This window comes from Paraburkholderia unamae (assembly GCF_003096875.1).
Taxonomy (GTDB): Bacteria; Pseudomonadota; Gammaproteobacteria; order Burkholderiales; family Burkholderiaceae; genus Paraburkholderia; species Paraburkholderia unamae.
In genome coordinates this window covers 131973-153228 of record NZ_QEOB01000010.1, presented here as the reverse complement: position 1 = coordinate 153228, position 21256 = coordinate 131973, and the positions used below count along the sequence as shown (strand labels likewise).

21 protein-coding genes are annotated in these 21256 nt (G+C 65.0%); 10 read left to right on the top strand and 11 right to left on the bottom strand.

From position 1 onward, the window contains the following. Nucleotides 1–37: 37 nt before the first annotated feature. From ureG to C7402_RS21560, 4 genes are read left to right on the top strand one after another with little or no spacing between them, the layout of a single operon-like run. Entirely contained in the window at nt 38–703 is a 666-nt protein-coding gene (gene ureG, locus C7402_RS21575; RefSeq protein WP_341869254.1) for an urease accessory protein UreG, read from the top strand. After that, nucleotides 693–1607: an urease accessory protein UreD gene (locus C7402_RS21570; RefSeq protein WP_165841945.1), complete on the top strand. Its 915-nt coding sequence runs from the start codon at nt 693–695 to the stop codon at nt 1605–1607. The genes ureG and C7402_RS21570 overlap by 11 nt, the downstream gene beginning before the upstream one ends. Further along, nucleotides 1604–2434, top strand: a complete 831-nt coding sequence (locus tag C7402_RS21565; RefSeq protein ID WP_116612025.1) for a CbbQ/NirQ/NorQ/GpvN family protein — start codon at nt 1604–1606, stop codon at nt 2432–2434. Before C7402_RS21570 ends, C7402_RS21565 begins: the two co-directional genes overlap by 4 nt. A 1-nt stretch (nt 2435) precedes the next feature. Then, nucleotides 2436–4106, top strand: coding sequence for a nitric oxide reductase activation protein NorD (locus tag C7402_RS21560; protein WP_116612024.1), 1671 nt, complete (start codon nt 2436–2438; stop codon nt 4104–4106). Here C7402_RS21560 and C7402_RS21555 read toward each other — a convergent pair. The 8 genes from C7402_RS21555 to C7402_RS46345 all read right to left on the bottom strand — a co-directional run bounded on the left by C7402_RS21555 (nt 4096) and on the right by C7402_RS46345 (nt 11560). Further along, on the bottom strand, nt 4096–4395 hold the full coding sequence (locus tag C7402_RS21555) for a hypothetical protein (protein ID WP_112171705.1): 300 nt from the start codon (nt 4393–4395) through the stop codon (nt 4096–4098). The two genes, C7402_RS21560 and C7402_RS21555, sit on opposite strands and share 11 nt — an antisense overlap. A gap of 34 nt (nt 4396–4429) precedes the next feature. After that, entirely contained in the window at nt 4430–5074 is a 645-nt protein-coding gene (locus C7402_RS21550) for a tetratricopeptide repeat protein (protein ID WP_116612023.1), read from the bottom strand. Beyond that, on the bottom strand, nt 5071–6036 hold the full coding sequence (locus C7402_RS21545) for a Rieske (2Fe-2S) protein (protein WP_116612022.1): 966 nt from the start codon (nt 6034–6036) through the stop codon (nt 5071–5073). Before C7402_RS21545 ends, C7402_RS21550 begins: the two co-directional genes overlap by 4 nt. A gap of 18 nt (nt 6037–6054) precedes the next feature. Then, nucleotides 6055–8451: a N,N-dimethylformamidase beta subunit family domain-containing protein gene (locus C7402_RS21540; RefSeq protein ID WP_116612021.1), complete on the bottom strand. Its 2397-nt coding sequence runs from the start codon at nt 8449–8451 to the stop codon at nt 6055–6057. A gap of 98 nt (nt 8452–8549) precedes the next feature. Further along, nucleotides 8550–8990 carry a N,N-dimethylformamidase alpha subunit family protein gene (locus tag C7402_RS21535; protein ID WP_112171709.1) on the bottom strand — a complete coding sequence of 147 codons (441 nt, stop codon included), beginning with the start codon at nt 8988–8990 and terminating at the stop codon, nt 8550–8552. Between the two features lie 388 nt (nt 8991–9378). Then, nucleotides 9379–9978 (bottom strand): ANTAR domain-containing response regulator, encoded by a 600-nt coding sequence (locus tag C7402_RS21530; RefSeq protein WP_116612020.1) that lies wholly within the window; start codon nt 9976–9978, stop codon nt 9379–9381. Next, a complete protein-coding gene (locus tag C7402_RS21525; RefSeq protein ID WP_112171711.1) occupies nt 9975–11150 on the bottom strand; it encodes a transporter substrate-binding domain-containing protein in 1176 nt (391 codons plus the stop codon). Before C7402_RS21525 ends, C7402_RS21530 begins: the two co-directional genes overlap by 4 nt. Next, nucleotides 11123–11560 (bottom strand): hypothetical protein, encoded by a 438-nt coding sequence (locus C7402_RS46345; protein WP_133254520.1) that lies wholly within the window; start codon nt 11558–11560, stop codon nt 11123–11125. Before C7402_RS46345 ends, C7402_RS21525 begins: the two co-directional genes overlap by 28 nt. Here C7402_RS46345 and urtA point away from each other — a divergent pair. The 3 genes from urtA (at nt 11559) to C7402_RS21510 (ending at nt 15345) form a co-directional block, all read left to right on the top strand. Next, nucleotides 11559–12752, top strand: coding sequence for an urea ABC transporter substrate-binding protein (gene urtA, locus C7402_RS21520; RefSeq protein WP_112171712.1), 1194 nt, complete (start codon nt 11559–11561; stop codon nt 12750–12752). The two genes, C7402_RS46345 and urtA, sit on opposite strands and share 2 nt — an antisense overlap. A gap of 74 nt (nt 12753–12826) precedes the next feature. Next, entirely contained in the window at nt 12827–13729 is a 903-nt protein-coding gene (urtB, locus tag C7402_RS21515) for an urea ABC transporter permease subunit UrtB (protein WP_112171841.1), read from the top strand. 62 nt (nt 13730–13791) lie between these two features. Then, a complete protein-coding gene (locus C7402_RS21510) occupies nt 13792–15345 on the top strand; it encodes an amidase (protein WP_116612019.1) in 1554 nt (517 codons plus the stop codon). Nucleotides 15346–15425: 80 nt separating this feature from the next. Here C7402_RS21510 and C7402_RS21505 read toward each other — a convergent pair whose 3' ends face one another. Next, on the bottom strand, nt 15426–16073 hold the full coding sequence (locus C7402_RS21505; protein ID WP_116612018.1) for a glutathione S-transferase family protein: 648 nt from the start codon (nt 16071–16073) through the stop codon (nt 15426–15428). A gap of 94 nt (nt 16074–16167) precedes the next feature. Continuing rightward, nucleotides 16168–17064 carry a LysR family transcriptional regulator gene (locus C7402_RS21500; RefSeq protein WP_116612017.1) on the bottom strand — a complete coding sequence of 299 codons (897 nt, stop codon included), beginning with the start codon at nt 17062–17064 and terminating at the stop codon, nt 16168–16170. Nucleotides 17065–17162: 98 nt separating this feature from the next. Between C7402_RS21500 and C7402_RS21495 the strand changes: the two genes are divergently transcribed. From C7402_RS21495 to C7402_RS21485, 3 genes are read left to right on the top strand one after another with little or no spacing between them, the layout of a single operon-like run. After that, nucleotides 17163–18467 carry a CitMHS family transporter gene (locus C7402_RS21495; protein ID WP_116612016.1) on the top strand — a complete coding sequence of 435 codons (1305 nt, stop codon included), beginning with the start codon at nt 17163–17165 and terminating at the stop codon, nt 18465–18467. 18 nt (nt 18468–18485) lie between these two features. Then, nucleotides 18486–19859: an acyclic terpene utilization AtuA family protein gene (locus tag C7402_RS21490; RefSeq protein WP_116612015.1), complete on the top strand. Its 1374-nt coding sequence runs from the start codon at nt 18486–18488 to the stop codon at nt 19857–19859. Beyond that, on the top strand, nt 19846–20160 hold the full coding sequence (locus C7402_RS21485) for an AtuA-related protein (protein WP_116612014.1): 315 nt from the start codon (nt 19846–19848) through the stop codon (nt 20158–20160). The genes C7402_RS21490 and C7402_RS21485 overlap by 14 nt, the downstream gene beginning before the upstream one ends. A 10-nt stretch (nt 20161–20170) precedes the next feature. On the opposite strand, the gene C7402_RS21480 is transcribed toward C7402_RS21485, so the two are convergent. Then, complete coding sequence (locus tag C7402_RS21480) at nt 20171–21073, bottom strand: LysR substrate-binding domain-containing protein (protein ID WP_116612013.1); 903 nt, start codon at nt 21071–21073, stop codon at nt 20171–20173. Between the last annotated feature and the right edge of the window lie 183 nt (nt 21074–21256).

The window sequence follows — 21256 nt, the reverse complement described above, 5'->3', positions numbered from 1 at the left end:
GTCCGATAACCATTGAATTGAACGGAAGAGATTCGCCATGCACGCTCTCACGATGTTTCCCGATTTTTCCGCAGCGCCGCTCGCGACGTTGCCTCGCGCCGCGCGCGTCGGCATAGGCGGCCCGGTCGGCTCGGGCAAGACGCGCCTGCTCGAACGGTTGATTCCGCGCTTCGCCGCACGCGGGATCGAGCTCGCCGTCATCACCAACGACCTCGTGACGCGCGAGGACGCCGAACGCGTGCGGCGCAGCGGTCTGATCGATCCGGCGCGCGTGCTGGCCGTCGAAACGGGTGCCTGCCCGCATACGGCGATCCGCGAAGACCCGACGTTGAACCTTCAGGCCGCCGACGAACTCGACGCGCAGATCGACGGCCTGCAACTGGTGCTGATCGAATCGGGCGGCGACAATCTCGCGTCGTCGTTTTCGCTCGATCTGGTCGATTACTGGATTTTCGTGATCGACGTCGCCGCGGGCGACGATATCCCGCGCAAGCGCGGGCTCGGCGTGCTGTCGTGCGATCTGCTGGTGATCAACAAGTTCGATCTCGCGCCCCATGTGGGCGTGGATCTGGACCGGATGGTGCGCGAGGCGCATGAGGTGCGCAACGGGCGCGCCGTTGCGTTGACGAACTGCGCGACGGGTGACGGCGTGGATGCCGTCGTGGACGCGATCATGGCGGACGTGCTGTTCGATGCGCATTGACGCCATGCCGCAGCCACCGCAATCCGGCGTGAACGAGCCGCAACTCGATCTGTGCTTCACGCGCGGGCCCTCCGGCGCGGTGTATCTGTCGCGCCAGCGGGCCGGCTATCCGTTTCACGTCGGGCGCATGCTCGACGCGGCGTCGGGCGGACGCGTGATCGTGCAATCGACCTCGGGCGGCCTGTTCGAGGGCGAGGACGTGGCGCAGCATGTCGTCGCGACGCAGGGCGCGCAGGCGCGCGTGGAAACGGCGGCGGCGACCATCGTGCATTCGATGACGCACGGCATGGCGCGCTCGCGCGTGCGCCTGGAGGCGATGCCCGGCGCGCAGATCGAATGGCTGCCGCAGCCCTCGATTCTCTTTCCTGGTGCCCGCCTCGTGAGTCACATCGACGCCGTGTTGCATCCGGGCGCGCGCATGCTGTTGATGGACAGCTACATGAGCCACGATCCTTCGGGCGGCGCGCAACCCTTCGGCGTGCTCGAAGCGTCGATCGACGTGCGCAGCGCAGCGGGGCGGCTGCTCGCGCGCGACGCCTTTCGGCTTGCCGGGTCGGCCTCGCGGCCTTCCGGCGCGGTCTTGCGCCCGCTGGGCGGCGTGCGTGCGCCGTTCGCGGTGCATGGCGGACTCATGGTGCTCACGCTCGACGCGCACGAAGCCACAGCCGCGTTGCATGCGCTCGAAACGCTTGCGCGTCACACGTGCTATGCGGGCGCGAGTCTATTGCCGAACGGCTGCGGCGCGTTCATGCGTTTGCTCGCCGTGGATGGCCAGACGATGCGCGCCGCGATGCAGCAGGCAGTGGAGGCTGTTCGCGAACGCATGATGGAAGCGCTAACGTCGACACAAGGCGCGGGAAATGCGCCCATTCCCAACATCGCCCGCGACAAGGAACGCGCATGACGAGGCCACACGCCACCGACCACGCTTTGCCGATCGACGCCTGGCGTCTCGCCCAGGCGCCCTGGTACCGCCCGTCGGGCGACGAGGCCGACTGTTTCGCGGCGGCCTGCGCGGCGCGCCTGCCGATCCTGCTGAAGGGGCCGACGGGCTGCGGCAAGACGCGCCTCGTCGAACACATGGCATGGACGCTCGGGCGTCCGCTCGTGACGATCGCCTGTCATGAGGACATGACGGCGGGCGACCTGATCGGCCGCTATCTGCTCGACGGCAACGGCACCTACTGGCAGGACGGCCCGCTCACGATGGCGGTGCGGCACGGCGCGATCTGTTACCTCGACGAAGTGGTCGAGGCGCGCAACGATACGACCGTCGCGATCCATCCGTTGACGGATGCACGCCGCTTCCTGCCGATTGACAAGCATAACGAAGTGATTGCCGCGCACCCGGATTTCCTGCTCGTGATGTCGTTCAATCCGCATTATCAACACCGGTCGAAGGATCTGAAAACCTCGACGCGACAGCGCTTCGTCGCGCTCGACATGGGCTGGCCCGATGCGCAGGCGGAAGCGCAGATCGTCGCGCACGAATCGGGCGCCGACGCGGCGCTCGCGCGGCAACTGGTCGAACTCGGCGCACGCACGCGCACGCGCGCGGCGGCCGCGTTGCAGGAGGGCGCATCGACGCGCCTGCTGATCTACGCGGCGACGCTGATCGCGGGCGGCATGGATGCGCGCACCGCATGCCGTGTCGCGGTGATCCAGCCGCTCTCGGACGACGCGGACCTGTGCGCCGCGCTGAGCGCCGTGGTCGACAGCCTGTTCGCCTGAGATGACGGCCGCGCGAACCTTCGACGCCGCCGCGCGAGCGCTCGCGCTGTATCTGGAAGCCGGATGGCAAGTGAGCCCGAAGCTGTTGCCGCTCGCGGTGCCGGACGACGATGCGTGGTCTAACGCGCGCACGGCCGTGACGGAAGGTGCGCTGCTGCTTCCCGAGGCCGCGCGCGTCGAATCGTCCGGCGATGCTTCGCGCTTTTATCTTGCCTGCGCGGCGCACGCGGCCGCGCATCTGACATGGTCCACGCAGCCGTTCGAGCGCGGCAAGCTCACGCCGTTGCAGATCGCGCTGGCTGGCACGATCGAGGACGCACGCGTGGAACGTCTCGCGATGCGGCGCTTTCCCGGCTTGCGCCGCTGGTGGCGGCCGTATCACACGACAGGCCCGGACAGCGCGCGCACCGCGAGCGCGCTCATCGCCCGCCTCGCGCGGGCGCTGTTCGACCCTGAGTACAGCGATAGTGATGGATGGGTCGGCAAAGGGCGACGCCTTTTCGAGGAGGCGTTTGCGAGGACGAGCGGCGCGGATGCGTCGATCTCCCGGCACATCGGCAATCTGCTTGGCAACGACCTCGGGCAGATGCGCGTGCAGTTCAATGCGAAGACCTACGTGCAGGAAGCGGCGTATCGCGACGACAACGTATTCCTGTGGGTGGCCGAGCCGCAGCCCGTCGCGCCTGCGCCTGCCGATGCGAACGACGCACGCAGCGTGGCGACGAACGCCGTTCCGTCCGGCGGCGGCGAAATGCGCGAGGACGAACCGGAGCCGACGCAAGCGGGCGCGGTAGCGGTTTCGGTCGCCCGGTATCGCGAATGGGACTACCTGATACGCCGCTACCGCAACGACTGGTGCCGCGTCGAAACCTTGCGCGCGGCGGCGGCCCACGCCACGTTCGCCGCGTCGCACGCGAGCGCATTGCAGGAGCAACGGATGCGGGGATCGTTGCGCGCCGCGCGCCGACGCATGCGTGCCGGGACAACACGCGCCCATGAAGGCGACGCCATTGACCTCGACGCGTGCATTGCCGCGCGCGTCGAAGCGCGGCGCGGTTTGCAACCGGATCTGAAGCCATTTTTCGTGGCGAACTGGCGGGCGCGACCGCATCCGGTTGCGGTGCTGCTGGATCTTTCGGCATCCTCAGGGTTCAGCGGAACGATGAATGGCGCACTCGCCCTGGGTCGCGTGCTCGGCCGCGCACTGGGTGCCGACGCCTGGCCTTTCGCCATGTACGGTTTTCACTCCGATGGCCGGCAGCGCGTGCGCTTTCACGTCTTCAAGCCCTTCGACGAACCCTGGAGCGAATCGACCGAAGCCGCGCTGCGCGCCGCGCAACCGGGCTTGTCGACGCGTTTCGGCGCCGCGCTACGCCATCTCGCGACGCAACTCACGCCCGAAATGCACGACGACATGCGCGCCAGCGTCATCGTCGTGTCGGACGGCGAGCCGTTCGACGTCGACAGCTTCGATCCTCGCTATTTGCGCGAAGACATGCGTTGCGCGTTGCGTGAACTCGCGGCGCAGCGCATCGATTGTGTGTGCCTGTCGCTCGATCCGGCGTCGACTGGCGTGGCGGCGGAGATGTTCGGCCGCACGCGCGCCGCCGTGGTCGGCGGCGAAGACGGCGCGGCCGACGCACTGCGCCGCGTGCTTGCCTTCACGAGCTAGCGCGCGTGCGATAGAGGATCACGAAGCGCGCCGGCCCGTCGCCCGCAGGCAAGGGCGCGCGCGTGAGGCGATAGCGCGACGTCATGAAATCGACCACGGTTGCGGCGGCGGCGGCGGACTGAGCGGGCTTCCACATCCAGATGTCGTCGCGCCGGTCGATTGCGCAGGCGTTGAAGAGGGCGCGCTCGGGGTCGCTCGTCACGCCGATCACCCACTCTTCCATGCGCGCGCCGAACTCCTTGATATAGCTGAAGCATTCGAACTTGATCTGTTGCACGCTGTAGTTCATGACGTTCTCTCTTGCGATGGAATTGCGCGCCCGCTCAGGCCGCTGCGGGCGTCGCGCGCGAGCGCCATTGATCGAACAGACTCGCCCCCGCGCGCTTTTCTTCGGCGGACATGTCGCCGAGCACGTTTTCCAGCGCGTTCAGCGCATTACCGACGCCATGCTGGGCCGCAAGCGAAAGCCACACGAACGCCTGCACGCGGTCGCGCTCCACGCCGCGCGCGCTCGCGTAGCAGAAGCCAAGCCGCGCTTGTGAGGGGTAGTGTCCCTGTTCCGCCGCACGCCGCAGCCAGCGCGCGGCGGCCGCGTCGTCCTGCGCCACGCCGCGGCCTTTCGCATGGAGATTCGCGAGATTGGCCTGCGCAAAGGGATCGCCGTTTTCCGCCGCGCGCTGAATCCAGAGCACGCCTCGCGCCTCGTCGTGCGCGACGCCGGGCGACGAGATGAGCATTGCGCCGAGATTCGCTTGCGCGAGTGCGTGGCCTTGCTGGGCGGCCTTTTCGTACCATTCGAGCGCGCGTGAGGCATCGGCCTGGGTGCCTTCGCCGTTTGCATGGAGGGCGGCGAGCCAGGCCTGCGCGTTGGCGTCGCCTGCCTCGGCGAGCACGGAAAAGGCTGCAAACGCGGCCTCGAACTGGCCTTTCGAATAGCAGTCCACGGCTTGATCGAGTTCGTTGTTCATAGTCTCTGTGAGTAGGATGACGAAGCCGCTTGCGGCGCGAAGTGCGCGATGCGCGCCGCAAGCGCGGTTTCGAACCATTGAACGGCATCGGAATGCATGTTGGCATCTGCATCGGCAATCGCCGCGCGCCGTTGCAGCAGGTCTTGCCAGTGCGCGAGCGAATGCGCGCCGTACGTGCTGATGCGGCACAGCACGCTTTGCAGCGCGGTGGGTTGCAGCACCACGAAGCAACGGCTTGTGCTGGTGCGTAAGTCGAGCAGGTTCGGATAACGCCACGTAACGGTCAGCGTCTCGTCCGCGTGTCCAGCGTGTCCTATGCGATCGCGGCTTTCGAACACGGCTTGCACGTCGTTCGCCTCGCCTCGCTGAACGCCGGCTGCAATACGCTGTCCCGCATGCTTCCAGTTCACGTCGAGTTCGAGCCAGGCATGCTCGCGCCGTATGCCTGGCGGCGGGTCCGCGAGCGACGGCGCGAACGCGTTGGCGGCCGGATCGAGATGGACGAAGATCAGCGGACCGTCGCGCGCCACGCGCACGCCGAGCAGTCGCTCGGGCCGCAGCCCGAGATACTGGTACATGCCCTCGGAAGGCGCGCCCGTTTCCGTCGCCTCCAGCGGTGCACTGTCGCGGCTGTAGCCGCACGACGTAAACGAGCACGACGTCTTCGCGCCTTGCCTGCATTGCAGCGGCACGACCCGGCAGCCGCCGTGCTGCGCCAGATTGAAACGGCCGGCCAGGCGCCCGCCCGGCATCCGCTGCACATGCACCGCATGATCGCCCGCTGTGAACGGCAACAGGTCGCCCTCGCGACGAAGATCGTCGATCACGCCGATGCAGATCCACTCGCGCGTCCACAGCACGTCGTCTTCCGTTTTGGCGAAGGCGAGCGTGCGGTAGGCGTCGGCTCCGAGTACGGACGCGCTCGCGCCGTGCGTGAGGGGACTTTCGACGATGGCATTCATCGCGTGGGCTCCCTTGCGTCAGGCGGTCGTGACGACGGACGGCGACTCGTAATCCGCGCGCCCGCGATGCTTGTGCGCGCTGGAAGGCGCGGCGGGCAGCGGGCCGTCCGCGGCGAAGCGGTCGAGCACGTTCTTCGTGAGGCGCGAGATGTTGTTGTCGCAGTCATTCCACGGCAGCGAACCGCAATAGGCGATCGAGCTGAACGCGAAACATCCACCGCCGTTCGGCGTTTCGTGGAACGTGATGTCGGCGCGCACGCGCGGGTGTACCGTGCCGTCAAGCCCTTGCTGGTTGAAGCCGAAATCCTCCATCACGAGCAGATACGCTTCCGTGTGCCGTCCCGCCGAGGTCGCCACGGTCAGGATATGCGGCGGCGAACCCAGCATGGTGTCGACGATATCGAGTTCGAGGCCCGCCGCGCCGCCGCCCACGAGCCCGAAGTTGCCGAGCTTCTCGTCGTAGTCGATGCCTTCGAACGCCCACGCGACGCGCTCGTCGAGACTTTCCGGTGTGCGCGAGAAGTAGGTGGAAATATCAAAGCCTTCCGACGACATGCCCGTGCCCGCCACCGAATGCAGATAGCGCCCGCGAAAGCGCCACATGCCACCCAGTTCGCCCGTTCCCTGGTGATAGTACTCGCCGGGATCGGCGCGCCACGTGCGAATGCCCGATTCGCAGCGGCGCATTTCCGTGATGACGCCACGGCCCACGTCGTCATACGCGGGATGATACGAATGGACCCAGTACCAGCCGTCCGCGCCCATATACATGATGCGTCCGCCGCGCTGCGTGTAGTCGTGCAGCGCGTCGAGCTGCGCACCGGAATTGTGCTCGGGGTGCGAGCCCGTGATGATCACGTTGTAGTCTTCGAGCCGCGCGAGGCCGTCGTAGGTGAGGTCCTCGTCGGTGAACACGTCGTACTCGTAGCCGAGCGTTTCGAGCCAGCAGATCAGATGCAGGTCGGCGGGATATTGCCACGGCGCCTGCGCGAGGAAGTGATCGTATTTGGGCCGGATGCTGAGAATGGGGCGCAGCCGCGACGACAGGCAGATGCCGCTGCCGTCCGTGTGCGTGTCGTAGATCGAGCCGGCGTATTCGCGATGCTCCGCGAGAAACATGTTCTGCTGCTGCATGATGGGCACACGGTAGACGAACAGTTCCGCGCCGCCCGCGTTGCACGCGACGTGTTCGTTCGCATAGGCCATGTAGCTGATGGTCGGCACCATGACCGCGATCTTCGACTTCTTCGCGTCGAGTTTCGGCACGATCCAGAAGGGGATATAGTCCTCGTCGCCTTCGGCGGTCGTGAGCTTGGCCGCATAGAAGCGGCTCTTGATATCGTCCGGCACGGTCCATTCGAAGCTCACGTCCCAACGCGCATTGTCGAGATCGTCGTCGTGAAAGTGGATCGCGCCATATTCGCCTTGCGCGTGCTTCCAGTCGAAATTGCGGCCCGCCCAGTTGAAGCCCGTCATCGCGCGAGTGGGGCAATTCACGAGCTTCGCGTCGAATTTGTAAGGGCCGTGGTCGCGGCATACGATCGTGTCGATGCCGTCCGAGAAGTCCCACGCGGCCACGATGCATTCGGATAGCGGCCCGGTCGGTCCCGAATGGCGGCGCTCGCTCAAACCGGGCTGCACGCCGGCCTTCATCGTTTCGATCTCGAAGCGCGAGAGCGCGCGATTGCACAGGCGCGGGCTGTCGATCTTGCCGTTGTAGTGACCGCCGATCAGCACGCCTTGCGGCAGCGACGATCGGCCGAGCGGGCCGGGCTCCAGTCCCTTGACGTAGCCCGCGATCACGAGCGGCGCGTCGTCGTGCTCGACGGGGCCCGCGTATTGCGCCTCCACGGGGGCGATCGCGGGGTCGAGCGCATAGACGATCTGCGGTTCGTGATACAGCGTGACGGCGCCCGTTTTCGCGTCGTAGGTCGCCGCGAGAAAGTGCCAGGCGTGATCGCGCAGGCGCACGCCCGTGGTGAACGTTCGGTCGTTGATGCGCAGTTCCGCGCAGCCGTCGGCGTTGATGAACAGGCCATAACCCTTGCCTGCGGACCATTTGGTGACGAGCCCCTGTTCGCCGTGCTTCCAGTAGCGTGCGTCGGTGCGCGGCGTGGTCGGCCAGATCCAGCATTGGAGCGTGAAGCTTTGCACGCGCAATTGCGGGGCGTCGTCGACATAGCCGTACGAGCCGCCGTAGACGGCTTGCGCGCGGCCGTCGTAGGTCGCTTCGCAATCGGCTTCGACGGGCTTTTCGATAAAGCCGGGGCCGCGCGGGTTGGTGTCGCCGTTGATCATCTGCACGATCGACGCGTGATACTGCGAAGGGCCGTCACAGTTGACGTAGAACCGGATCGTTTCGCCGGGATGAACGCTGAATCGGTCCGCGTACCCGGTGAGTCGCATTGCACACATGGGGAGTTGCTCCTGCCATCAAGCCGCGCAGTGACGCGGCGGTCGTCGGGATTGCATGCGCCAGGCGGCGCACGAAGGAAGGGAAGGCCTCGCGTGGTTCAGGTGACGGGCCAGTTGTCGTCGCGGCGCTTGTAGCCTTCGGTGTAATGCTCGGGCATGCCGTCGGTCTCCGACATTTCGTCCAGACGCATCAGGAAAATGGCGTGCTGGATATCCTGTTCGCTGGTGTAAACGTCGTCGGTGGCGAACACGGGCGGCACGCCGCGAATGCCCGAGAGGCGGCCGATGCGCCACGTTTCATCGACCTTCGTGCAGATCACGACGAGCTTGCCTTTGGGCGAAGCGCCGCGCATGCGCAGCAGCACGCGGCGCAGATCGTGGTGTTCGTGCGTGCCGCCCGTTACCACGGTCGTGTCGCCGGGCGTTTCGCACTTGAGGACGGAAAAGCCCGCGACACCATGCATCGAGTCAGTACATTCCTTGTGCAGCGCGATCAGCCGTTCGCGCTCGGGCGTACCTTTTTTGGGGATCGGAATCATGAAAAGAACCTCATCACGAGTTGGACAATGTGCTCGCGCTACAGTCGAAAAAAAAGCCCGGCATCCCAGCGTGTGCTGGCATGTCGGGCTTTTTGGCCTTGGGCGGCGAGCAACGTCTTTGTCGCTCGCCGCTATCGAATCGGTTTCGGTTGCGCGCCTGACGCAGGCGAGCCGTTCAGGCGGAACGCGAAAATGACTGAAGCGACGGTTTAAATGCAACAAGCGTGCCTGTGAATGCGATTCGAGTGGCGACGGCTTGTGTGGACTGCGTTTGCAGGTAATTCGGACAACTGGACAACGTTATGTGACGCTCGAAAAAGAAAGAAGCGCGCACTGGCCGTGTGCCCGTTCGCGCATCGACGGTGCGCGGCGCACAGCCTGTGGGCGCTCAATGTCGCAACGCGCCCACTCTGACCACTTCGCTCGCCACGGTTTCGATCAGCGCCTGGTCGTCGCGCGCGCGCGAGCAGAGCACGCGATAGGCCTCGTCGTCGGACAACTGGCGCGTCTTCATGATGATCGACTTCGCCAGTTCAATGGTGCGCTGACGCGAGGCCTTGTCTTCGGCGCGCTGAATGAACGACTGCAACGACTTGCGCTTCTTGTGCTGCGCCATGGTCAACGCAATGGCGGTCAGCACGCCGGAAGAACGAACGGGCGACGGTATGAAACCGAACGCGTTCAACTGCATGACGGCTTCGATCACCACCGGGTTCTCGTAAGTGATGACGGGAACGATGGGCGGCGCGTTCGCGTCGTCGAGCCACGCGTGATGCGTCGCCATCGTCTGCGGTGTGACGGCCATGACGACCAGATCGGTTTCGTCGAGCGCGGCGTCGAGTTCGGGCCAGCAGACCCGAACCTTGCAGCCGATCCGCTTCAAATGCCCGAGCAGTTCCTCGCGGTCCTGGTCGTCCGGATGCAGCACGGCAATGCGCAGCGACCGGATCGCCTGAAGCGATTCGGGTGTCGGCGGCTTGCGCGTCATGACCAGCCCCCGGCGGCGATTCCGTAGCCGGGGCCGGTGCTCGCGCCGTCCGCCGGCGTGTGGGCAATCACGAAAGGATCGGCGCGCACGCGTTCCGGCGACGCGCTCACGATATCGAACTGGCCCGTGCGATCGGTACGCCCGATGCGCGTGTGCAACCACGTGTGGTGATTCTCGTCGTCGATGCGCACGCGGCCCTGCGGCGCGTCGTATTCCATGCCGGGGATCGCGCGCAGCAGGGCGACGGGATTGTCGCTATTCGTCTTGCGCATCGCATTGGCCAGCACATGCATCTGGAAATACGCGGCTTCCCAGCACATGTTCGTGACGACGTCGCCGCCCATGAAGCGTGCGTAGTTGGCGATGCACGCGCGATTGGCGGGTGAGTCGATCGACTGGAAATAGGAAGCCGAAGCAAAATGCCCTTCGCCGAGGTGCGCGCCCATGGCCGCAATCTCGGCTTCCGAGGTGGTGACGCTGGCAATCGGCGTGCGGCTGGGGTCGAGGCCGCTGCGCGCGAAGCTGCGATACAGGCGCTCGACACCCACGCCCACCACCGTCGAAAACACGAAGTCGGGCGCGAGCGCGGCAATGCGCGCGGCAATCGCGCGATAGTGCTCCTCGGGCGCATCGAGCGGGACGTAGGTTTCCTCGACCGTTTCGCCGCCGCGCTCGAACACGAAATCCTTCATGATGCGGTTGGTCTCGTACGGATAAATATAATCCGAGCCGATCATGAATACGCGTGAGCCGAAATTTTCGAGCATGTAATCGGCGAGCGGCACGCAGGTCTGATTCGGCAGCGTGCCCGTGCAAAACACGTTGCGGCTGTACTCGAAGCCTTCGTAAAGCGTGGGATAGAAAAGCAGCGCGTTGTGACGCTCGACCACCGGAATCACCAGCTTGCGCCCGCTCGACATATAGCAGCCGACGATTAAACGCACGCCCTGCTCGACAATGAGTTCTTCCGCCATTGCCGCATAGTTGGCCGCAACAGAACCGGGGTCGCGCACATACAGTTGAATCTCGCGGCCGTTCACGCCGCCTGCCCGGTTGATTTCATCCGCGGCAAAAAGCGTGGCGCTTTGCTGCGACGATTCGATGAGGCCGGTCACGCCGCTCGTCGAATACAACACACCGATTTTCACGGGTTCATGCTTCGCTGAAGCCATATTGATTTCCCTGTTACGCCGATGCGTTCTTCGAAGCGCCATCCACCAGACTTGTGCATGCCACGCGCATGTCGCACAGCCAGCGTGCATGTCTGCTGCAAGTTGGCGTGTCGATCGAATGCGCGCAACGCAGCGGGCGAGGCTTCGAAAGCCGGTTGCATCGACGTTGACTCAACATATAAGGCGATGCCGGAAGTGTCGGGGCCGACAGCCGCACCGTATGGCATGGACCTTGCTCGTTCTCGTTCGTGATCAGCAGCAGTGCGCCAGTCCTGCACGACGATCATAGTGAATTCCGCCGCGTCTGACAAAGGTGTCATATACGGCGAAAGGCCAAAAAGCCCGCCAGTCAAGCCTTGCTTGGCTGCGGGCTTTTTTTTGTCCAAAAACTTTATAGATAAAGCCACCATGAAGAATTCTCGTCGCGACTTTCTGAAACAGGCAGTTGCCGCAACAGCCGCCACCGCGCTGCCGGGTTCGATGTTGCTGGGCTCGAATTCGGCGCAGGCCGCGGAACCCATCAAGGTTGGCATTCTGCATTCGCTCACGGGCACGCTGGCGATTGCGGAAGCACATGTCGTGGACGCGGAGAAACTGGCGATCGAAGAAATCAACGCGTCGGGCGGCATTATGGGCCGCCAGATCACGCCGATCGTCGAAGACGGCGCAAGCGACTGGCCGACGTTCGCCGAAAAGGCGCAAAAGCTCGTGGAAAGCGACAAGGTCGCGGCGGTATTCGGCTGCTATACGTCGGCGTCGCGCAAGGCAGTGCTGCCCGTGTTCGAGCGTTATAACGGACTGCTTTACTATCCGACGTACTACGAAGGTCTGGAGATGTCGAAGAACATCATGTACACCGGACAGGAAGCGACACAGCAAACCATTCCCGCGGTCAACTGGCTCGCGAAGAACAAAGGCAAGAAGTTCTATCTGATCGGCTCCGACTATATCTGGCCGCGCACCACGAACCGTATCGCCAAGGCCGCGATTGCGAAGGCGGGCGGCACCGTGCTCGGTGAAGATTATTTCCCGCTCGGCGCAACGGAATTCTCATCGGTCATCAACAAGATCAAGGCGGCCAAGCCCGATGTCATCCTGTCGACCATCGTCGGCGGCTCGAACGTCGCCTTCTACAAGCAGTTGAACTCGCTCGGCATTACCGGCAAGAATCAGCCGATCATGGCGCTGGCCGTGACCGAGGAAGAGGCGATCGGTATCGGCAAGGACAATCTGGTCGGCGTGTATTCGTGCATGGGCTATTTCCAGAGTGTGAAGAACCCGCAGAACGACAAGTTCGTCAAGGCGTTCAAGGCGAAATACGGACAGGACCGCGTGCTCGGCGACACGCTCGAAGCGGCTTATACGGCGGTGTATCTGTGGAAGCTAGGCGTGGAGAAAGCGCAGAGCACGGACGTGCCGAAGGTGGTTGCGGCGTCGTCGGGGCTCGCGTGGGGCGCGCCTGAAGGCGACGTGCATTTCCACGTGAGCAATCACCACTTGTGGAAGCACTCGCGTATCGGCGCGTTCCGGCCGGACGGGCAGGTGGACATCGTCTACGAATCGCCGCTGGTCGAGCCGAATCCGTTCCCGAAGCTCGGCTAAGCACGCGAGACTCGCTGCAAGGCGGGGGCCGCGTGCACGCTGCACCCGCGACAACATTCAACAAGGTCGCGATCATGTCTCTCGATGTGTTCCTCGTACAGGTATTCAACGGCCTGTCGCTCTTTACCGTGCTGGCGTTGATGGCAGTCGGGCTGGCTATCGTGTTCGGCCTGATGGGCGTGATCAACATGGCGCACGGCGAGTTGATGGCGCTGGGCGCGTATATGACGTATCTGACGTCGCTCGTGTTTCAGAAGCTGTTTCCTTCGCTGATGGGCGCGTATTTGCTCGTCGGCATTCTGGTGGCCTTCGTGGTGACGGCGGCCGTGGGTTTCGTGCTCGAACGCGTGCTGATCCGCCGGCTCTATCACCGGCCGCTCGATACGATGCTCGCCACATGGGGCCTGTCGCTCGTGCTTCAGCAGGTGTACCGGCAGGTTTTCGGGCCGATCGACGTGAGCGTGCCCACAGTGTCCTGGCTGCGCGGCGCCTGGAACGTCACGCCCAATATCGCCTTGCCGCTCAGCCGCATCTTCATTCTGTTTCTCACGCTGGTCGTGGCGCTCGCCGTTTATCTGTTCCTGTTTCGCAGCCGCTGGGGCCTGCGTATCCGCTCGGTCATGCAGAACCGCGCGATGGCGGGCGCGGCGGGCATCGACACCGAGCGTGTCGACGCCGTCACGTTCGCCGTGGGATGCGGACTGGCGGGCATCGCGGGCAGCGCATTGACGATGCTGGCGTCGACGGGGCCGGTGACGGGCCAGCAATACATCGTCGATACCTTCATCGTCGTGGTGTTCGGCGGCATCGAAAGTTTGCTCGGCACCTTTCTTTCCGCGTTTGCGATCGGCCAGCTTCAGTCGATGTTCGAACTGCTGCTCAGCGGTTCGATGGCGAAGGCGAGCATTCTTTTGCTGGTGATCGTGGCGCTGTATTTCCGTCCGCAAGGGTTGTTCGCGCTGAAGGTGCGGCGCTGATGCAGGCCTGACGTGCAACGCCGCTGGATCGACCGTACCCGTACACGTGGGAGAGTTTCGACATGAGTGAACCGCAGGCAGTGACGCAGCAAATGGATTTCGATCTGGACAATCTGACCATCGCGAGCGTGCAGGAAGGCTTCGCGCAAGGGCGCTTCACGGCGGAGTCGCTGGCCGCCGCGTGCTTCGACAGAATTGCGTCGTACAACGAATCGTATAACGCGCTGGTGTTCCTCAACCACGCCGCGCTCGACGACGCGCGCGAGATCGACCGCCGCCGCGCGGCCGGCGAAGTGCTCGGGCCGTTGGCGGGCGTGCCCGTCGTGATCAAGGACCCGATGGACATGGTGGGCTTTCCGACCACGGCGGGCTGGTCGCTGCTCTACAGCAAGACGGGCGGCGTCGATCTGATGCCCGCAACCGATTCGCCCGTCGTCGCGCGAATGCGCGCGGCGGGCGCGGTGATGCTCGGCAAGACCAATGTGCCCGTGCTCAGCCACACCGGCTCGCACGCGAACGATAGCTGGGCGGGGCCGACGCTCAACGTGACGATGCCCGACCGCGTGCCGGGCGGCAGCAGCGCGGGAACGGCATCGGCCGTCGCCGCGGCGATGGCGGTGCTCGGACTCGCGGAAGAAACCGGCGGCTCGATCCAGAACCCGGCGTCGGCGCAGGATCTCGTCGGCATCAAGCCGACCATCGGGCTCGTGCCGAACGCGGGCGTCGTGCCCTTGTCGGGCAATCGCGACGTGGTGGGCCCCATCGCGCGCAACGTGCGCGACGCGGCGCTGTGTCTCGATGTGCTCGCCGGGTATTCGCCGGAGGACCCCAAGACGCTCGCGGGCGTCGGCAAGACGCCGCAGGGGGGCTACGCGGCGAATCTGCGCGGCGATGCCCTGAAGGGCATGCGGATCGGCCTGTATGGCCCGGGGTGGCGCACGCAGCCGCTTTCGGAGGAGGCGTCGCAACTCTACGCGCGCGTGCAGCGGGAATTGCTGGAAGCGGGCGCGATTCTCGTAGACGATCCGTTCGCGGGCTCGGGCTTCGCGGACCTGCGCGAGCCGACCGCGCCGCTCGCGAATTTCGATGCGCGGGGGCTGGAGTCGATTCCCTACGATGTCGAGCAGTATTTACGCCGTCTGGGTCCGAACGCGGCGCTCAAGACATTCGCCGACTTTGCGAAGGCGACGGAATCGCAGGATGCCTTCGGGCCGAATGGCGTGCTGAGCTTCATGCACAGCCTGCCACAGTTCGCGGCTGCGCTGGCCAATCCCTCGATGCCGCCCGACATTTCGGAATTCATCGAACTCAAGGCGAAATATCTGCGCATTTTCGACGCCGTCATGACGGAATACGCACTCGACGCGCTGGTGTTTCCGCAGATGCGCTGCGAGCTGCCGGCGCTGCACGGCAAGGAGACGATCCAGGAAACCACGGTGGGCGAGATCAATATCGCGGGCCTGCCCGGTGTCACGGTGCCGGCGGGATACTATGCGTCGGGCTCGCCGTTCGGTGTCATTTTCGTGGGACGGCAGTGGGATGAGGCCGCGTTGATCGGGTTCGCGTACGCGTACGAACAGGCGACACATCATCGCAAAGCGCCTACGTTGATCTGAGCGGCGCCTCGTTGCGGGAGACCGGAAGCCGTGCCGAACCCGCAACGGCTCGCCGGTCTCGATCGAGGTTCACGTGACGCTCAAGGGCTCGCGTTCTGCCACTCCGTCAATCCTTCGCGCTTGTTGAGTTCCAGGAATGACGGCGTGGCGCGCAGCCGCTCCACATAGCGCGCAAGATTCGGCCACGACGTAGCGGGGCGCGGCATATTGCGGGTCCAGCGCATGAGCATGAGGGCGAGGAAGTCGGCGGTGCTCAGGCGATCGCCGACCAGATACGGACGTCCGTCGCCAAGTGTCTTGTCCAGGCGCTCCATCGACGCTTCGATCTGCCGGCGCGCAAACTCCTTGATTGCCGTAGCGTCTGCCGGTTCACCGTCGGTCGCGGCGTAGAACCAGCTCCGCATGGCCGGCAACAGCGCGTTGGCCAGATAGATCATGGTCTCGAACCACTCCGGGCGTTCAGTGGCATTTGGCAGCGGGGCAAGCCCGGACTCGGGATGCCGTTCGGCAAGCAGCATCAGCAATGCCGTCGATTCGCCGCGCGGCGTGCCGTCGATCACGAGTGTCGGCACGCGACCGGTGGGATTCAGGCGCAAGTATTCGGGAGCGTGCTGTGCGCCTGCGTCGATGTCGACGAGCCGCGTTTCGAAGGGTACTCCCAGTTCCAGGAGCATCCAGTGCACCGCCATGCTTGCCGCACCGGGGCTGTAATAGAGAATGTAGGACATGATGGGGTTCCGGTATCAGGTTGCGCTGCCAGTCATACGCCCGCCATGTTAGCAACGAAGGGCGAGCGGCGGCGCGGCGAGCGGCATCGCCAACTCACGCCGCCGTCTTGCCGCCCAGATCGATCGCACCGACAAAGTCCTCGGTCACGCGTGGCAGCGTCCGGCCGCGCTTCTTCACGAGCGCGATCGGGCGCACGAACGCCGGATCGTCGATCGCCCGCGTGACGAGCCCGCGCTCGGCATGCACTTCGCGCGCGGATTCGGGCAGCACCGAGATCCCCAGGCCGCCGCGCACCATCGCCACCGCCGTCATCATGTACATCGGCTCGCACGCGATATCGGGCGTGCAGCGCGCGTTCGACAACGCGGCGTCCACGACCGCGCGCACGCTGGTGCCCGGCGCGGTCAGCACGAGCGGCATCGCGGCGAAGTCGTCGACCGTCACGGTGCGCTTGCGGGCAAGCGGGTGCGTTTTCGGGCACACGATCACGAGCCGGTCCTCGCCCGTTTGCAGGACGTCGAGCGTCGCATCGACGCTATGGCCGCCCGTCAGGCCGATATCCACTTCCTCATTGCGCACGAGCGCGTTGACGGCGCTCGCAACGACGTCGCGCACCTGAAACCGCGCCTGCGGCACGCGCTTGCGAAACGCCTGAATGAGTTCGGGCAGCGCGCTGGCCGCGAAGGTCGGCAGGCACGCGAGGCGCACCGTGCCGCTCGAACCGTCGCCGAGTGCGCGCGCGTCGCGCAGGGCCTGCTCCATATCGCTTAGCGAGCGCGTGAGGATAGGCAGCAATTCGCGGCCCGTTTGCGTGAGCGCCACGCTGCGGCTGTTGCGATCGAACAGGCGCGCCCCGATCGTTTCCTCCAGGCGGCGAATCTGCACCGTGAGCGCGGGTTGCGACACATGCAGCCGCGCCGCCGCGCGCGTGAAATTGCCCGCCTGCGCCACGGTCACGAAAGCCCGAATATCGCGAAGATTGAGATCCATAACAAAGAGTGATAGCTGCAATCAAATCATTTCAATTGTGTTATTGCAGCGCCGAACTTACGCTGATCGGCACTAAAAGACAAGACTGGAGACACACCATGCTGGCTTTGCTGGGGCTCGTGACGATCGGGGTGCTGCTGGCCGCGATTCTTTCGAAGCGCATGTCGCCGCTCGTCGCGCTCATCATCGTGCCGATCGTCGCGTCGCTGATCGGCGGCTTCGGGCTGCAAACGAGCAAGTTCGTCATCGACGGATTGAAGAGTCTCGCGCCCGTCGTCGGCATGTTCGTATTTGCGATCCTGTATTTCGGCACGATCACGGACGCGGGCACGCTCGATCCGATCATCGATCGCATCCTGCGCACAGTTGGCACCAAACCCACGCGCATCGTCATGGGCACGACGCTGCTCGCGCTGCTCATTCACCTCGACGGCTCGGGCGCCGTGTGCTTTCTCGTCACGATTCCCGCCATGCTGCCGCTCTACGAGCGCCTGAACATGGACAAGCGCGTGCTGGCCGCGGCCGTTTCGATGGCGGCCGGCATCAACTTCCTGCCGTGGACGGGGCCGATGATCCGCGCGTCGGCGTCGCTGCATCTGCCGATTTCGGCGCTGTTCAATCCGCTGATTCCGGTGCAGATCGTCGGCCTCGTGTTCGTGTTCGGCATGGCCTGGTGGCTCGGTCGGCGCGAGGAAAAGCGCCTCGGCTATTCGTCGGCGAGCGGCGCCGTCCCGCTGCCCAGGCGCGAGTTGACGCCCGAGGAACAGGCGCTGCGCCGCCCGAAGCACTTCTGGTTCAATATCGTGCTGACGATCGTCGTGCTCGGCACCATGGTCGCCATGGGCGAGAAGATTCCGCCCGCGATCATGTTCATGGTGGGCCTGTGCATCGCGCTGATGGTGAATTACCCGAACGTGGACATGCAGCGCAAGCGCGTGGACGCGCATGCGCGCGCCGCGCTGATGATGGCCGGTATCCTGCTCGCAGCGGGCGTGTTCACCGGCATCATGCAGGGCAGCGGCATGCTCAAGGCGATGGCGCAGGCGGCGGTTGGCTTCGTGCCGCCCGCGTTCGCGGGGCACATTCCCGTCGTGCTCGGCATGCTGTCCATGCCGCTCTCGATGCTTTTCGACCCCGATTCGTTTTATTTCGGCGTGCTGCCTGTGATTGCCGAAGTGGCGTCGCAGCTCGGCGTGCCGGCGGTGCACATCGGCCAGGCCGCGCTGCTCGGCCAGATGACCACCGGCTTTCCCGTGAGCCCGCTCACGCCCGCGACCTTTCTTGTCGTCGGCCTGTGCGGAATCGATCTCGCGGATCATCAGAAGTTTACGTTTCCGCTGCTGTTGGGCGCCTCGATCGTCATGACGATCGCGTGCGTCGTGCTGGGCGTGTTTCCGCTGTAAAGAGGAGTTGTTGACGTCATGAACCGGACCGAATCATCAAGGCGCGTGCGCATCGGCGCGGGCGCGGGCTACTCGGGCGACCGCATCGAGCCCGCCGTCGAACTCGCGGAGCACGGCGCGCTGGACTACCTGGTATTCGAATGCCTGGCAGAACGCACCATTGCGATCGCCCAGCAAACGCGCCGCCACCATCCCGAACTCGGCTATGACCCGTTGCTCGAAGCGCGCATGCGCGCGGTGCTGCCGGTCGCCGCCCGCAAGCGCGTGCGGATCATTTCGAACATGGGCGCGGCCAATCCGCGCGCGGCGGCGATCAAGACCGCGCAGATCGCGCGGGAGCTAGGCCTGCACGGCCTGAAGATCGCCGCCGTCACGGGCGACGATGTGCTCGACGTCCTGATGCAATCCCCGCTGCGCTTCGAAGAATCCGGCGACGATGTGAGCGAGTACGCGGCGCGCATCGTCTCGGCCAATGCGTATCTCGGCGCGACGCCCATTGTCGAGGCGCTTGCGGCGGGCGCGGATATCGTGCTGACCGGCCGCGTGGCGGACCCGTCGTTGTTCGCCGCGCCGCTCATCCACGAATTCGGCTGGCGCATGGACGACTGGAACACGCTCGGGCAGGCGACCGTGGTCGGACATCTGCTCGAATGCGCGGGTCAGGTCACGGGCGGCTATTTCGCCGACCCCGGCTACAAGGATGTGCCCGATCTCGCGCGCCTGGGCTTTCCCATCGGCGAAGTGAGCGCCGACGGCAGCCTCGTCGTGACCAAAGTGGCGCACGCGGGCGGCTGCGTGACCGAGGCGACGTGCAAGGAGCAGTTGCTCTACGAGATTCACGACCCGCAGCGCTACTTCCAGCCCGATGTCGTCGCGGACTTTACCGGCGTGCGCGTGGAGCAGGAAGCGCAAGACCGCGTGCGCGTGACGGGCGGACGCGGCCGCGCCCGCACGCCAACGCTGAAGGTGTCGGTCGCGTATGTCGACGGCTACATCGGCGAAGGACAGATTTCCTATGGCGGACCGGGCGCGCTCGCTCGCGCGCGCCTCGCGCTCGACATCGTGCGGGAGCGGCTGGCGCTCACGGGCGTGGATACGAGCGAACTGCGCTTCGACCTGATCGGCGTGAATGCGCTTTACGGCGACGCGCTCGCCGCGAATCGCGATGCGCCGTACGAAGTGCGCGTTCGCGTGGTGGGGCGCACGGCCGATGCCACGCAGGCGGCGCGCATCGGCAACGAGGTCGAAACGCTCTACACCAACGGACCCGCGGGCGGCGGGGGCGTTACCAAAACGACTCGCGAAGTGCTCGCCGTGCAGTCCGTGCTGCTGCCGCGCGACCAGGTGAATCCGGTCTTTCAATGTGTCGAGGCAAGCGATGAAACTGCGTGAACTGGCCCACGGCCGCACCGGCGACAAAGGCAATACGCTGAATATCTCGGTGATCTGCTACGACCCGAAACACTACGCGCATTTGCGCCACGTCCTGACGCCGGAGCGCGTCAAGGCGCATCTCGCCGACGTGGTCAAAGGGGACGTCGCGCGCTACGAACTGCCGCTTCTGGGCGCGTTCAATTTCGTGCTCGCCAACGCGCTGGGGGGCGGCGTCACGCGCTCGCTCGCGCTCGACGCGCACGGCAAGTCGGTGAGCATGGCGCTCCTCGATATTGACGTGGGCGATCTGCCCGGGTGAGCAACACGCCTCAAGATGGCACAGAGGCGTCCTCGCCGATACCCAGCGCTTTCAGGAGCCACGCCTTGAAGGTCTCGAAGGCCTCGTGGCGGTGCTGCCTGCGCGGGTGCACGAGATAGTGCCCCACGTATTCCACCTCGCGCGTCGTACCGGCGAGCGGGCGCACCAGTTCGCCGCGTTGCAGTTCGCGCTCCGAAAGCAGCGTCGATTCGAGTACGACCCCAAGGCCGTCCACGGCGGCGGCAATCGCCATTGAGCTGCGGTCGAAGCGCAGGCCATAGTGCGTCGGCGGGGGAAGCTGGTTGGTTTCGAACCAGCCTTTCCACTGGTACATCTGCACCTCGCACTGGATCAGCGGCAGGTGATACAGATCCTCGGGCTTGCGGATACGCTCCGCGAGCGCCGGGTTGCACAGCGGCGCCAGGCCCTCCAGCGCGAGCGGAATTTTCTCGTGCGGCGAAGGCTTCGGCTCGCCGTAGACGATATCCAGGTCGAAGTCATCGTCGAAACGTGCGTATTCCGTGCTCGCGGAAAAACGCAGGTCGATATCCGGATGATCCCTCACGAACCCCGCCAGGCGCGGCAGCAGCCATTGCGTCGCAAAGCTCGGCGCGGTGTGCAGCCGCAGCGGCGTGCGCTCGTTGCCCGCGAGCAGCGCGAAGCCGCGCTGGATCTCGTCCATCCCGCGCTGAATGTGCTCCATGAGCATCGCGCCCTCGCGCGTGAGGCGCACCTCCCGCGTGCTGCGCTGGAACAGCCGTTGGCCGAGTTGCTCCTCCAGCTTGCGCACCGAATGGCTCACGGCGCTCGGAGACAGATTCAGGTCGCGCGCGGCGTCGGCGAAGGAAAGGGTCCGACCGGCCGCTTCGAAGACGCGGATATACGCCAGCGGGATCTTGCGAAAGATGTCCATGAGGGGGGGATTCGTGAATGGCATTCACGAGCTAGTGTAATCTTTTCTTTTGTCAGGCGCCCTGGAGACCGATACATTGGGGTCACCTCGTGCCCACACCGGTCCGATTGCTGAACAGGAGACAACTGCGGCAATCGACGGTTATCGGGGACTTTTCTCCCGTCTTCCGCTGGAAATGCCATG

What these genes read in the sequence shown, in the direction of transcription:
- ureG (WP_341869254.1), top strand. Translation starts at nt 38, where the DNA reads ATGCACGCTCTCACGATGTTTCCCGATTTTTCCGCAGCGCCGCTCGCG.
- C7402_RS21495 (WP_116612016.1), top strand. Translation starts at nt 17,163, where the DNA reads ATGCTGGCTTTGCTGGGGCTCGTGACGATCGGGGTGCTGCTGGCCGCG.
- C7402_RS21530 (WP_116612020.1), bottom strand. Translation starts at nt 9,978, where the DNA reads ATGACGCGCAAGCCGCCGACACCCGAATCGCTTCAGGCGATCCGGTCG.
- C7402_RS21480 (WP_116612013.1), bottom strand. Translation starts at nt 21,073, where the DNA reads ATGGACATCTTTCGCAAGATCCCGCTGGCGTATATCCGCGTCTTCGAA.
- C7402_RS21555 (WP_112171705.1), bottom strand. Translation starts at nt 4,395, where the DNA reads ATGAACTACAGCGTGCAACAGATCAAGTTCGAATGCTTCAGCTATATC.
- urtB (WP_112171841.1), top strand. Translation starts at nt 12,827, where the DNA reads ATGTCTCTCGATGTGTTCCTCGTACAGGTATTCAACGGCCTGTCGCTC.
- C7402_RS21510 (WP_116612019.1), top strand. Translation starts at nt 13,792, where the DNA reads ATGAGTGAACCGCAGGCAGTGACGCAGCAAATGGATTTCGATCTGGAC.
- C7402_RS21525 (WP_112171711.1), bottom strand. Translation starts at nt 11,150, where the DNA reads ATGGCTTCAGCGAAGCATGAACCCGTGAAAATCGGTGTGTTGTATTCG.
- C7402_RS46345 (WP_133254520.1), bottom strand. Translation starts at nt 11,560, where the DNA reads ATGGTGGCTTTATCTATAAAGTTTTTGGACAAAAAAAAGCCCGCAGCC.
- C7402_RS21560 (WP_116612024.1), top strand. Translation starts at nt 2,436, where the DNA reads ATGACGGCCGCGCGAACCTTCGACGCCGCCGCGCGAGCGCTCGCGCTG.
- C7402_RS21565 (WP_116612025.1), top strand. Translation starts at nt 1,604, where the DNA reads ATGACGAGGCCACACGCCACCGACCACGCTTTGCCGATCGACGCCTGG.
- C7402_RS21485 (WP_116612014.1), top strand. Translation starts at nt 19,846, where the DNA reads ATGAAACTGCGTGAACTGGCCCACGGCCGCACCGGCGACAAAGGCAAT.
- C7402_RS21545 (WP_116612022.1), bottom strand. Translation starts at nt 6,036, where the DNA reads ATGAATGCCATCGTCGAAAGTCCCCTCACGCACGGCGCGAGCGCGTCC.
- C7402_RS21500 (WP_116612017.1), bottom strand. Translation starts at nt 17,064, where the DNA reads ATGGATCTCAATCTTCGCGATATTCGGGCTTTCGTGACCGTGGCGCAG.
- C7402_RS21490 (WP_116612015.1), top strand. Translation starts at nt 18,486, where the DNA reads ATGAACCGGACCGAATCATCAAGGCGCGTGCGCATCGGCGCGGGCGCG.
- C7402_RS21535 (WP_112171709.1), bottom strand. Translation starts at nt 8,990, where the DNA reads ATGATTCCGATCCCCAAAAAAGGTACGCCCGAGCGCGAACGGCTGATC.
- urtA (WP_112171712.1), top strand. Translation starts at nt 11,559, where the DNA reads ATGAAGAATTCTCGTCGCGACTTTCTGAAACAGGCAGTTGCCGCAACA.
- C7402_RS21505 (WP_116612018.1), bottom strand. Translation starts at nt 16,073, where the DNA reads ATGTCCTACATTCTCTATTACAGCCCCGGTGCGGCAAGCATGGCGGTG.
- C7402_RS21570 (WP_165841945.1), top strand. Translation starts at nt 693, where the DNA reads ATGCGCATTGACGCCATGCCGCAGCCACCGCAATCCGGCGTGAACGAG.
- C7402_RS21540 (WP_116612021.1), bottom strand. Translation starts at nt 8,451, where the DNA reads ATGTGTGCAATGCGACTCACCGGGTACGCGGACCGATTCAGCGTTCAT.
- C7402_RS21550 (WP_116612023.1), bottom strand. Translation starts at nt 5,074, where the DNA reads ATGAACAACGAACTCGATCAAGCCGTGGACTGCTATTCGAAAGGCCAG.